This is a genomic window from Humiphilus diazotrophicus (genome assembly GCF_059726315.1).
Map to the genome: position 1 here is coordinate 336429 of NZ_AP040870.1, position 13259 is coordinate 349687.

Sequence of the window (13259 nt, forward strand, 5' to 3'; positions counted from 1 at the left end):
GCCTCCAGGGGAATACAGCGAGATGAAACGTTGAGAAAGATATCATTATCCGGCTACAAAGAACTGTGCAGCATTACGGAACTTTTCCTGCCGTTGCTTCAACAAAGTATCCGTCGACATCGATTTCAACTCGCTCAAGTGCCAACGAAGCTTCTCAGCCAGGAGTTCCGCTGCCTTTGCAGCATCTGTATGAGCTCCGCCTTCAGGTTCGGAAACAATATCATCAACACAGCCGAGTCGCTTCACATCCTCGGCAGTAATCTTCAAAGCTTCAGCAGCCTCTGCCCGTTTAGAAGCGTCACGCCACATGATCGATCCACAGGCTTCCGGCGAAATAACCGAATAGACGGCATTCTCCAGGATCAACACTCTATCCGTGACAGCTAAAGCCAAGGCTCCGCCAGAACCGCCTTCGCCGGTGATGGTCGCAATCGTGGGAACGCGTAGACGGGACATCTCCAAAATGTTCCGAGCAATGGCTTCCCCCTGTCCGCGCTCCTCGGCACCAATACCACAAGCAGCTCCGGTCAGATCAATTAAGGTGAAGATCGGGCGGCCGAACTTCTCGGCGATCTTCATAATCCGCAGAGCCTTACGGTAACCTTCAGGATTTGGCATACCGAAATTTCGGCGTACCTTCTCCTTCATATCCCGGCCCTTTCGGTTGGCGATGACCATTACTTCCTCGCCGTCAAAGCGTGCCATTCCGCACACCATTGCGGCGTCGTCACCAAAGGCCCGGTCACCGTGAATCTCACTGAAATCCGTAAAGATGTGTTCGATGAAATCCATCGGATATGGACGCTGGGAATGTCGCGCCAGCTCTGTCTTTCTCCATGCTGTCGGCACTACGGCTGCCGAGGTTTGCGCTTCGCTCAGGATCTCTGTCTGCTGCTCAGTCATTCTGTTTGCCAGGATACGCTCTTGCGTTTGCTTATTCGATTTTCGTGAACGTCAGAGGAAACAATTCCCACCTGACGCTCAATCCAGGGGACATCTTGTGGCCTTTCGAACAGAAAATCTGATCGAGTAATCCACATTTGTCGATTGTATGAGCGACCGGCTTTGGAGACAAATTCAGTCCCAAATTCCAGCTCCGGCCACTCCGCTTTACAGCCCGGATCCTAGTCCAGCACCTGGACCATACCCTTCCCCAGCAAATCCTCTACACGGTCGATGAAGCCACGATCCGCGGCAATGGCCAAGGCCTCGGGCTCCAAGAGCACCGCGAATTCTCCCTTCTGTTCCAAAGAAAACATCACTCGCCCCGGCCCTGGAGCAGCATCCATCATGTCTTTCAGATTCACCAGTGTTGTATCGCTAATCCGCTCAAGGGGAACCCGGATACGGATACTTCCCGGCAGTTTAATCTTGACGTCTTCAAGTGGTTGAATCGACGAAACACAGAGCTTAGGAGCCGCATCCTCTTCCGCACGAAGCTGCCCCTTAACCAGAACCGGAACTTCCAGTTTCAGCCCCTCAGCAAGCCGCTGGTAGTCTTTTGGGAAGCAGATAAGGTCGATCTTGCCGACCGTATCTTCCAAAGTACCCTGGGCATATAGTTCACCCGAGCGTTTCGACTTTCCAACTTTCACCCCGACCAGCACTCCCGGGATAGAGATATCGTTCTCGGGAGCAGACTGACCCCGGCGTGGTGGAGGAGAAGGCTTCATCTCCTGAGCCGTAGCCGTGTCGACAACATGCAGATTCCGAAGCTTCTCCGCATATTTGTCCATGGGATGACCGGACACAAAGAACCCAAGGACCTCTTTCTCAGACTGAAGTCTGAGATTCTCATCCCAGTCGGGAACGTTTGGCAGATCATCCTGGCTAGAAGCCCCAGGAGCCTCATCGAAGATTCCAAAGAGACCTACCTGCCCTTGAGCCGCATCGCGCTGTGCCTTCTGAGCGCGTTCAATAGCCTTATCGAGCACGGTCATGAGTTGCGCACGACGGCCTAACGAGTCCATGGCACCAGCCTTAATGAGGGACTCGAGAACCCGTTTATTCATTAAGCGAAGATCGACCTTCTCGCAGAACTCCCAGATTGTCGAGAATCGCTTCCCTTCTGCTTCCAATTCGCGGCGGACCGCAAGAATGGACTCAATAGCGTTGCCACCCACGTTTTTGATAGCCGTCAACCCGAAGCGAATTGCATCCTTGGTCGGAGTAAAGTGAGCGTCGGAAAGCTGAACATCCGGAGGATCGACCTTGATGTTCATGTCCCGGCACTCTTTGATGTACTTCACCACGTTTTCCGGCTTCGAAATTTCCGAGGTCAGCAGAGCTGCCATGAACTCCACGGGATAATGAGTCTTAAGAAATGCGGTCCGATAGGCCAGCAAAGCATAGGCGGCAGAGTGGGACTTATTGAAGCCATACCCTGCAAACTGTTCCATCAATTCGAAGATGTGAACAATCTTGTCCTTAGGAAAGCCCTTTTCCAACGCACCGCTAACAAAGCGGTCACGCTGTTTCGCCATTTCCTCGGGATTCTTTTTACCCATTGCGCGGCGCAACAAGTCGGCTTCACCGAGGGAATAGCCCGCCAAGACGTTGGCGATCTGCATAACCTGTTCCTGATAGACGATGACGCCCAACGTCTCCTTCAGGATGCGTTCAAGCTCAGGAAATTCATATTCGACCTTACGACGTCCCCACTTACGCTCAATGAAGTCGTCGATCATACCGCCTTGAATTGGACCAGGCCGATAGAGCGCATTCAGAGCGGTAAGATCCTCAATCGACTGCGGACGATAACGCCGGAGCACGTCACGCATACCACCAGATTCAAACTGGAAAACGCCCGACGTATAGGCTTGATGGAAGACCTTTGTATAGGTCTCTTCATCGTCGAGAGGAATCGTGTCCAGATTCAGCTCTACGCCATGATTCTTCTCAATCATCTTCAGACAGTCGGCAATGATTGTCAGCGTGGTGAGCCCGAGGAAGTCCATCTTCAACAGGCCCATCTTTTCGACTGCCTTCATGTCATAGGCAGTAACGATATCGTTGTTTTTATTGCGGCAGACAGGAACAAGGTCCGTTAACGGACGCGGCGCGATCACAACTCCGGCGGCGTGAACACCAGCACCGCGAGCCAAGCCTTCAAGCCTCTTGGCCGTGTCGATCAGACCGCGAATCTGCGTATCGTTTTCATAGACCTCTTGCAGCTGTGGAACTTCCTGCAGAGCCTGATCGATGGTCATGCCTATGGTTGCCGGAATCATCTTGGCGATACGATCAACTTCGCCGTAAGGCATCTCCAGAGCGCGGCCCACATCCTTAATAGCAGCCTTTGCCGCCATCGTATTAAAGGTGATGATCTGCGCAACCTGATCGCGGCCGTACTTCCGTGTAACGTAATCGATCACGTCTCCACGGCCCGTCATGCAGAAGTCAATATCGATATCAGGCATCGAGACGCGTTCCGGATTCAGGAAGCGTTCGAAGAGAAGAACGTTCTGGAGAGGATCGACATTCGTGATCTCCATAACGTAAGCAACCAGCGAGCCAGCAGCCGATCCACGGCCCGGCCCAGTCGGCACACCATGTTCGCGAGCATACCGGATGAAGTCCCATACGATAAGGAAGTATCCGGAAAACTTCATCTGCTTGATGATGCCGATCTCACGATCGAGTCTCTGTTCGTATTCAGCGATCGTGCTCCGCAGCAGCCCCTTCTCTTGCAGATGTCGAATCGCAGTCTCTAGACGCTTCTTGTATCCCTGACGGCAAATCTCTTCAAAATAACTGTCAATCGTATGCCCTTCCGGAACAGCGAATTCCGGGAAGGGATTATCCACCTTGCTCAGCTTGAGATTGCAGCGCTCGGCGAATTGCATCGTGCGCTGCACAACCTCAGGAGCATGAGAAAAGAGCCGCTCCATCTCGTCGGCACTCTTTACATAGAACTGATCGGAGTCGAATCTGAAGCGCTTCGGATCGTTAATGGATGAGGCCGTCTGTACGCAAAGCAGCACTTCATGAGCGTGGCTGTCATCATCGCAAAGATAGTGAGAATCATTCGTAGCAACGAGTGGAATCCCCAGTTCCTTTTCCAATCGGAACAAATCGTCATGGATCCTTTTCTCGTCAGCCAATCCCTGGTCCTGAATCTCCAGGAAGAAATTGTTCTTGCCAAAAATATCCTGAAACTGCCCCGCTGTCGCTTTGGCATCTTCATACTTCCCGGCCATCAGATTCTGGCAGAGTTCGCCTCCCAGACATCCCGAAAATCCAATCAGCCCGCTGGCATGCTCAGCGAGATACTTTTTACTAATACGCGGCTTGCGGTAAAAGCCGTGGAGCGAGGCTTCGGAGGTAATCCGAACCAGATTGCGATAGCCTTCTTCATTCTCAGCCAGGACAAGAAAATGATGATAATCGTCCCCCTGAGGATCGGCCCGATGATCCTCATTCTGGCAAATGTAAAGCTCACAACCCAGAATCGGCTTGATGCCCTTCTTCTTGGCAGCCTCAAAGAAGTGGACAGCCCCATAGATATTGCCATGATCCGTGATGGCGACAGCTTTTTGCCCAATCGAGTGGACACGATCAACCAATTTATGGACGTCGCAAGCTCCGTCCAGAAGTGAATAGTCCGTATGGATGTGGAGATGTGTGAATTCAGCCATTGTCTCGGTAAGGTTCAATTTCAATTCTAGTGCTGAATTGCCTTTTGAACGAACAGCAGGAAAGGTCTAGGCGAGCAGCCCTGAGGAAAACTCCGCCCAAACGTTTGAAACTCGAAACAGAGTCATGTCAAAGGCGCTATCGTTTCCGGATTTGCCCGTGAGAAAAGATGCCCGCCAGGGCTGATTGCACTGAAGTCGTTGGAACTGCCTGTCGAACTTGAGCGGGGTTCACAGAGATCTTTTGATCTAGAGATCAAGGCTCTATACAGTTTTCAATAATTTTCAAATCCATGATTCGGTAAGACACGCTAACACATCTTAGCGGATTCCTTAACTGCAACACAAATTCATAAGATGGGAAACAGACCTTCATCCAAGGGCAATCCGTTATCGTGTGCCGATTTCTTCTTTGTGAGTTATTTCCAGGTCTTCTATCCAGATCTTATCGGCTAGAGAGCTGATTTCATAAGTCGATATCGCAATATCCGGTATATTTTTCATAATTACATATTAATTTTTAAAATTATTGACTATACACCGAATTCAATCAAAAATTACTGTCGGGAGAATTGTTTGTAGATCCCACAAAAATAAACACCTATATGCATTGCACTGTCAGAACAGGCTGTACTTCTGGCAGGCAAATGCATCAGCAAATCGCGACTCATGCTTTAAACCACAAGGAAAGTTGCGGAAAGCTGCTTGGTAAGGAGAACAATGCATTACAAGAGCATGCTGTTTAGAGGCCTGCCAATAGTGTTTCTACTGCTATTCGTGACAGCTTCAGCTATCGCTCAAGAAGATCGTGGAAGGATTAGCGGTCTAGTTACCGATCCTTCTGGAGCCATCATTCCAAACGCGTCAATTAGTTTGATGAACGAAGAAACTGACGTCGTCCAATCAAAGGATTCAAATGAAGCCGGGATGTACGCCTTCGAATTCGTTATTCCCGGTCTTTATACAATGAGCGCCAACGCGCCAGGCTTTAAGGAAACAGTCGTCGAACATATCCGTGTCGAAGTTGCTTCACGCGTGGGTGTTCCCTTCAAGCTCGAAGTGGGAGCGGCAGCCGAAACCGTAACGGTCGAAGAGCATGGCGTCTCGCTCCATACGGAAGATTCGACACTTGGTTCTGTTGTGGAATCCAAGTCCATGCAAGATCTTCCTATCCTTTATGGAAATCCTTACGAATTGCAGCTCCTGCTTTCAGGCGTAGCCAGCACATCTTTAAGTACAGGTGCTCATACCTATGAGGGTGGTGCAGAGAGCGCCAAAGTAAATGGAGCGCAATCAGGACAGACCGAATTCACTCTAGACGGCGCTCCGAATACGAGAAATGCTGGATCGGTTACTGCAGCCTACACGCCGTCCCGCGACTTCGTTCAAGAATTTAAGTTCATTACCTCACCTTACGATGCTTCAATCGCGCATAGTTCGGGAGCCTCGCTCGATAGCAGTATTAAATCCGGCACCAGCAAATTTCACGGAAGCGCTTCGTGGTTTTATCAAAACTCCGATGTAAACGCGAAAAACTATAACTTCGGAAGCACAACCTCTGCTGAAACCCGCTATAACCGTGAGAGCGTCGGAGTCGACGGTCCTATTCTCTCCAAGAAGCTCTTTTTCTTCGCAGGTTACGAACGCCAGTACAGCTCACTTGGAAACAGCACAGTAGCCACCGTCCCTACTCCGGAAGAGAAGAAGGGAGATTTCTCTAAGTTATTGGGATTGCAAACTACTCCCGCAGAAACTGTCTGCACAGGCGTAACCAATCCTGCTCATGATGCCTATGCTGTTGCCAACCCTTTTACAACGCAGGCCGACACACGTTGCCCTGGGCATTTCGTTAGACAATTAGTCACTCAAAACAACGTCGCATCTCTAGTTAATCCTGTTGCACAAAAGATTCTTAACTATTACCCCGATCCAACAGGTTCTACACAGCAGACCGCCGATGGACAGAACAACTATGTATGGAGTGGTTCAACCGTCGATCATTACTGGAATGTTGTCACACGCCTTGACTACACATTGAGCGGTAGCCAGAAACTCTTTGGGCACTTCATCATCAGTGATAGAGATCAACCCAAAAAGAATGCTTATTTCCCCAATGCCAGTGGACTGGATACAGTTCTGAAGAACAAGGGACTCGTACTCGATTACGTCAACACTCTTGGTCCCGTCACCGTTCTCAATGCTCGTTACTCTTTCACGCGGTTTACCACCATATCGACTCTTTCGGCCAAAGCCACGGTGGCCGATCTCGGACTACCCGCCAGCATCCTTGCAGGTTCAAACAAGCTTGCTCAAGGATTTCCGCAGATAAAAATCAGCGGATATGCAACCCTGGGCAACTCCGATCCTTCGTTTGAAGCAGATAACATTCACGCCGGGCAGATCTCGATATCGCGCTCTCAACATACCCACCAACTGCACGTTGGTGTTGAATGGCGTCAATATCAAGCCAACCAAGCAAACTTTACAGGTGAGCATGCTGTTCTGAACTCTACCGGAAGCTACACCCGTGGACCGGGAGATAATGCAACGGTTGCTCCTATCGGACAGGCGCTGGCGTCATTCCTAATGGGCATTCCGGAAAATTCCAGCATGACTCTTAACACCGCAACAGCCAACAACACTGATTACTACACGGCATTCATCCAAGATGACTGGAAGGTTATGCCCCGTCTGATGTTGAACCTTGGCCTTCGCTACGAATATGGCACGCCTCTCTGGGAGCGCCACAACAAGAGCATTGCAGGTTTCGCCTTCAATAGCCCAAATCCGATTGCCGACCAGGCAAAGAAGAATTACGCAACAAATCCCAATGCGCTCCTTCCGGTTTCACAATTTGCTGTGAATGGAGGACTCCTCTATGCCGGAACAACCTCCAATCCAGCGCATGGACTCTGGCAGGCACAAACAGCAAACTTCTCTCCCCGCTTTGGATTTGCCTACTCCGCAACTAGGAAGCTGGCTGTTCGTGGTGGTTTTGGAATCTTCTACAGCCATCTTGCACAGAACATCCAATACGGCAATCCGATCGGTTATAGTCAACAAACTCCAGCCACAGTCACTATCGATAACGGGCAGCACTTTATTGCTGACATTTCCAATCCCTTCCCATATGGCATTAGCCAACCGGCGGGAAATACGTATGGAATGATGCAGGGATTGGGAACGAGCATATCCTTCTTCCCTCAACGTCCCAAGACCCCCTATAACGAGCGTTGGTCTCTAGGCTTTCAATACTCCTTGCCAGCGGAGATCGTCCTCGATGCAAATTACGTAGGCAACAACAACCTTCATATCAAGATCACACGTGACTACAATCCTCTGCCTAATGCCTATCTGAGCAAAGATCAGGAACTGACTCAGGCACAAAAGGACAATTACAGCACGTTGACAAAGAACACAGCTAACCCGTTCTATGGAATCTCCGTTCCTGGATCGCCGGGTTTGTTCACCAGTCAACAGACAACTCTGAACCAGCTGTACAAGCCTTATCCGGAATACACCGGTATCACGGCTCCGGATACCTCTGGTTACAGCACCTATCACGCATTGCAGCTATCGTTGACCAAGCGTTTCTCGCACGGCTACAACATGATGGTTGCCTACACCCAATCCAAGTCCTTGGACGCAATTACCTTCCTGAATGCGGGAGACGCGAAGCCCTGGTATGGAATCTCCAATGGAGACTACCCTCGTAACCTCTCGATTACAGGAATCTATGAGCTTCCTTTCGGCAAGGGCAAAACATTCGCGTCAAATGCCAGTGGCATAGCGAACAAAGTCATCAGTGGTTGGCAGCTTCAAGGCATATATCGTGTTCAAAGTGGTCAACCGATCACCTTCAGCACGAGCAATATGGTCTTGAATACCGGAAAATCCTACAAAGATATCTCCAAGGTGAGCAATCGGAATATCGGCCAGTGGTTTAGCACCTCTGTCTTCGATACCGTTTCCGGAGATCAGCTAAAGAGCAATCTCAGAATCATGCCATTGCGCTTTAACAATGTCCGACAGGACTTCCAAAACCTGCTGAACCTAGGCGTGACCAAGCAGTTCAAGGTTACCGAGCAGATATCGACGGATTTCCGTTTTGAGGCCATCAACGCCCTTAACCATCCCGTCTTCTCTGCTCCGAATACCTCGCCTACATCGAGCTCATTCGGCAAAATCACTGGCGTGGGTAACTCTCCACGCTTCCTACAATTCGCAGTACAAGGACACTTCTAGACTCTGACGAATATCCCAGATCTAGAAGATCTCGAAACACCACACAACAGGCTCACTCTCGAGGAATCGAGGATGAGCCTGTTGTTTCGAATAGCAAAACCCGATATCGCTTCTAGAAGTACATCCCAGACAAACTGTAATTCCTGCGCATATCCGGCAAAATCCAGACCTAAATTGGTAACAATATACGTTCGCCGGGAAGCTTCCCGGCAAAATAGGCTGCGAAACAAAGTACTCGATCTCAGCTCCCCCAAACGGCTCAAACCGCTCCACACTCTTCAGATGACTCCTTGAACCCTAAATATCGTTCTGGCAAAGGGAGGCGGCACAATTTCTGCTATGCTGGCAAAGCCCCCTTATTTTGGAAAGATATGCAGCTTTTAGCCTGGAGGATGTTCCCTTCTTCTCCCGATCTCTTTTATTAGCTGCTAATAAGGTGCTTTTATGTGGAATGGATGTTGCGGAAATCTGATTCGCCGTGCAAACAGGAATTCATTAATTGTAATCGTCTGCATTGCATTACTCGGCATACTCTTCCTAACGTATCAACGTCAATATCTGACTCAATTCTTTCGTGGCGCCAGCTCTGTAGATGCAGCTCAGATCATCCAACATCCCATAGACGATCAATTCGTCCGTATTCATATCGATCGTGCACTTAATACCGGCATTCATCACACCACAACGCGACGGGGTGGATCGAAATATGTCGATAGCCAGTATTTTGTGATGTTAGCGGACGAAAAACTACTGGTTCTCCGTCTCCCTGGCGGAAGCCATCCGGACGAAATTCGCGACATGAGCTTTGAAGGTAGAGTAAGGCCCATCTCTGCTGAACTGGCAAAGCATCTCGAGAATTCGCTCTCTTCCGAAGCTCCGCCGACCTTTACGTATTACATTGATGGCGAAGATTATCGAGAGACTGGAATCATCTCGCTAATAATTGGCATTCCTGCTCTTCTGTTCTGGGCATGGATGATCTGGAGGTATTTGCAGGCTACCGGAGACTTTGCACGCCACCCCTTTGCCAAACAGATCGCAAAATACGGCCAACTGGAAATGCTCGTGCAGGAAATAGATGCCGAAATGATAGGAGCTCACTCAACGTATCCATGGCGGTCGAATAAAGTTGAAGTAACCCAGAATTGGCTCCTGACAAGTTCGCCTTTCAGTGCAAATGCAATTCGGCTAAATCACCTGGTTTGGACACATGAATATTTGCTTAAGCGTAAGCTCTACTACTTCATCACCATTAGCAAAACCTATTTCGTGCATGCTTATGACGACCAGGGAAAGAAAGCACAGATTCAGCTGTCAAAGGATAAAGTAGACGCGGCGATCCGGGACCTCTCCGCACGGGTTCCTAACGCGATCTTCGGATATAACGATTCCTTGAAGAAGCTTTGGAAAAATTCAAAGAACGATCCCAATCGCTTCTTGATGGAAGGACGATCTCTAGTCAGCCAAACTGAATAATTAAAATGTTTGGCCAACCTACTTTACGGCTAAATAAAGCAACGGCCTAAGAGGAATTCTCCTAGGCCGTTTGTGTAAATTCAGATCGCACCTATTTCATTCAATCCACAACCGGACCGATCACACTAACAAGTGTATCCATCTCAGCCAGAAAGCCATCGTGTCCGTGATGCGAGATCATTTCGCGATATTCACAAGGCGCACCCGCGGCGGTGATCTCCTCGGCCATAGACATTACATCACCAGGAGGGATGAGCCAGTCGGTCGAGAGGCCGATTAACAAGAGATTGGCTTTTATACGTGAGTATGCCTCGCGGGCAGAGTTATAGCCGCGAGTAGGATCAAAGGTATCCATCGTTCTCAGAATGGAAAGATAGCAATTTGCATCGAAGCGCTTATTGAATATCTGGCCTTGATAATCGAGATACCCCCCAATATCAAAGCGTCCTCCGATCAAGCTATTCTGATCTCCGGAACAATAGGGATCTTCACCATTGCGATTCGGCTTACGGCCAAAGCGAACGTCGAATAGCTCCTGCGTCTTGTAGCTAATCATTGCTATCTGGCGTGCCAGCGACAGTCCTCCACGAGGAGGATTCTCCGGCGAATACCATCCACCATTCCAGCATTGATCGTTTTGAATAGCCTGCCGCTGCATGTGATTCAGGGCCAGACCAAGTGCATTTAGCGGTGCGGAGCCCATTGCTACTGCGCGACGGATACGATCCGGATAGTTGATTACCCACTCCAATACCTGCATTCCACCTATTGAAGGACCGAGGGTTAACAGTACCTTTTCAATGCCGAGATGGTCGAGAAGGAGTGCCTCTGCCCGAACTATGTCACGAACAGAAATCAGTGGGAAGGTGGGACCGTAGAGCTTTCCGGTAGCGGGATTAATAGACAGGGGAGAAGTTGAACCATAACAAGAACCAAAGATGTTGGCACAAACGATACAGTACTTCTCCAAATCAAAAAGACCTGTCGGTCCGAACATCAATGGCCACCACTCCGCTACCCGCGAAGATCCGGAAAGGGCATGGCAGACGAGAATGACGTTATCGCGGGCTTCATTCAGCTTTCCGTAAAGCGTGTAACGAAGCGTTGGACTGGTCAGCGATCCGCCTTCTTCGAGAGCGAAATGTTCATCAAGAGCGAAATCGCCCTCAAAAGTTGGTTGGACTATAGAAGCAACGGTTTTCAATGTCGTCATTGTTTGGCCAGTTCCGACTGGCTATCGGTAGTGGCCACCGTACAGGCAGCATTGATGGCTTGGTCGAGATCGGCGATGATGTCGCGAGCATCTTCAATACCGATCGACAGGCGAACCAACTCCGGAGTGACTCCACTCGATAGCTGTTCTTCGACCGTCAACTGTTGGTGCGTAGTAGAAGCTGGATGTATCACCAGCGATTTTGCGTCGCCAATGTTCGCTACCAGAGAAAACAACTTAAGCGAGTTAATGAGCCTTTTCCCTGCCTCATATCCCCCGCGAATACCAAAAGTAAGAAGACCGCCCTGGCCCTCAGGAAGATACTTCTTGGCCCGCTCGTAATATTTGCTGGAAGCAAGTCCGGGATAATTTACCCATTCCACACCGGAATGCTGCTCCAGAAACTTTGCCACGGCTAGAGCATTTTGAGAATGACGCTCTACTCTTAAGTGCAAAGTCTCAATTCCCTGCAACAACAAGAAAGAACTGAAAGGAGAGAGTGCTGCACCAGTATCCCGCAAACCCTGCACTCGAGCCTTGAGAATAAAGGCCAGAGGACCAAAGGTTTCGACAAAGGAAAGTCCATGATACGAAGGATCGGGATTCACAAATTCTGGGAAACGCCCAGATGCTTTCCAATCGAATTTGCCGGAATCGACGATGACACCGCCAATCGTATTTCCGTGTCCGCCTAAGAACTTAGTTGCAGAATTGAGGACAATATCTGCTCCCCATTCGATAGGACGAAGAAGAGACGCAGAAGCGCAGGTATTGTCGATCACCAGAGGCAGACCGTTCTCATGGGCAATCTTGGCTAATACTTCAATATCCAGAACATCCAGCTTGGGATTACCAAGTGTTTCCGCATAGATAGCTTTGGTCTTTGAGGTAATAGCTGCCCGAATGCCCTCAAAATCATCCGCATCTACGAACTTCACCTTGATCCCCAGGCGGGCCAGCGTGTAGTGGAACAAAGTGTACGTCCCGCCATACAGAGAGGTTGTAGAAACAACCTCGTCTCCGGCGCCAGCCAAAGTCGTAATGGTCAGCGTTTCCGCAGCCTGCCCGGAGGCCGTAGCAAGCCCGGCGGCGCCCCCCTCCAATGCGGCTACGCGTTTTTCGAAGACATCCGTTGTCGGATTCATGATCCGCGTATAGATATTCCCGGCTTCCTGCAGAGCGAAAAGCCGTGCGCCATGATCGGCGTCGTTAAAAACGTAAGAGGTGGTCTGGTAAATCGGCACAACACGCGCACCAGTAGCCGGATCGGGTTCTTGCCCAGCATGGACGGCCAGGGTAGCCAAATGGTGTTTCGTCTGCGGTGAATCGGACATCTCTGCTTCTGCTCCTCCGTTTTATCTTGCTGGCGATACAGTTCTGAAACCGCTTGGAAAAATGAGCGGCCCGGCATCCTTTCTTAGGACCCGGGCCGCTCTGGACTTAGTTTTTGCTGGAGTTTAGCGTCTCAGCCTGTCCTTTTTCGCAGCCACGGGTCCGCAAAGCATCTGCATTTGCATGCACATGGCCATGGCCTCAAAATGGGTGCGAAATGACATATTAAAAGCAGTATGACCGGGCTAAAACCGGAAGTCAAACGAATTACGCAGATTACGCCGAGAAGAAGAGGCGGATCTTCCCTTTTTCTTCTTGTGGCACCGGGAGAAATAGGACTACGCTTAAGGAGAAACGGT

Annotated in this window: 6 protein-coding genes; 2 read left to right on the top strand and 4 right to left on the bottom strand. The window is 49.9% G+C overall.

Going from position 1 to position 13259, the window contains the following annotated elements; translation table 11 throughout:
* Positions 1-45: 45 nt before the first annotated feature.
* Together AC6I7T_RS03260 and dnaE are read right to left on the bottom strand one after the other, a co-directional pair.
* On the bottom strand, positions 46-915 hold the full coding sequence (locus AC6I7T_RS03260; RefSeq protein ID WP_497794551.1) for an acetyl-CoA carboxylase carboxyltransferase subunit alpha: 870 nt from the start codon (positions 913-915) through the stop codon (positions 46-48).
* A gap of 209 nt (positions 916-1124) precedes the next feature.
* Positions 1125-4637 (bottom strand): DNA polymerase III subunit alpha, encoded by a 3513-nt coding sequence (dnaE, locus tag AC6I7T_RS03265; protein ID WP_497791866.1) that lies wholly within the window; start codon positions 4635-4637, stop codon positions 1125-1127.
* Positions 4638-5393: 756 nt separating this feature from the next.
* Between dnaE and AC6I7T_RS03270 the strand changes: the two genes are divergently transcribed.
* Together AC6I7T_RS03270 and AC6I7T_RS03275 are read left to right on the top strand one after the other, a co-directional pair.
* Complete coding sequence (locus tag AC6I7T_RS03270; RefSeq protein ID WP_497791867.1) at positions 5394-8879, top strand: carboxypeptidase-like regulatory domain-containing protein; 3486 nt, start codon at positions 5394-5396, stop codon at positions 8877-8879.
* A gap of 444 nt (positions 8880-9323) precedes the next feature.
* On the top strand, positions 9324-10355 hold the full coding sequence (locus tag AC6I7T_RS03275) for a DUF6709 family protein (RefSeq protein WP_497791868.1): 1032 nt from the start codon (positions 9324-9326) through the stop codon (positions 10353-10355).
* A 100-nt stretch (positions 10356-10455) separates the two neighbouring features.
* On the opposite strand, the gene metX is transcribed toward AC6I7T_RS03275, so the two are convergent.
* Positions 10456-11568, bottom strand: coding sequence for a homoserine O-acetyltransferase MetX (gene metX / locus AC6I7T_RS03280; protein ID WP_497791869.1), 1113 nt, complete (start codon positions 11566-11568; stop codon positions 10456-10458).
* Positions 11565-12902 carry a homocysteine synthase gene (locus tag AC6I7T_RS03285; protein ID WP_497791870.1) on the bottom strand — a complete coding sequence of 446 codons (1338 nt, stop codon included), beginning with the start codon at positions 12900-12902 and terminating at the stop codon, positions 11565-11567. The genes metX and AC6I7T_RS03285 overlap by 4 nt, the downstream gene beginning before the upstream one ends.
* Between the last annotated feature and the right edge of the window lie 357 nt (positions 12903-13259).

Excerpts from the sequence above, each read along its gene's own strand:
- dnaE (WP_497791866.1), bottom strand. The coding sequence starts at position 4,637 with ATGGCTGAATTCACACATCTCCACATCCATACGGACTATTCACTTCTG.
- AC6I7T_RS03275 (WP_497791868.1), top strand. The coding sequence starts at position 9,324 with ATGTGGAATGGATGTTGCGGAAATCTGATTCGCCGTGCAAACAGGAAT.
- metX (WP_497791869.1), bottom strand. The coding sequence starts at position 11,568 with ATGACGACATTGAAAACCGTTGCTTCTATAGTCCAACCAACTTTTGAG.
- AC6I7T_RS03285 (WP_497791870.1), bottom strand. The coding sequence starts at position 12,902 with ATGTCCGATTCACCGCAGACGAAACACCATTTGGCTACCCTGGCCGTC.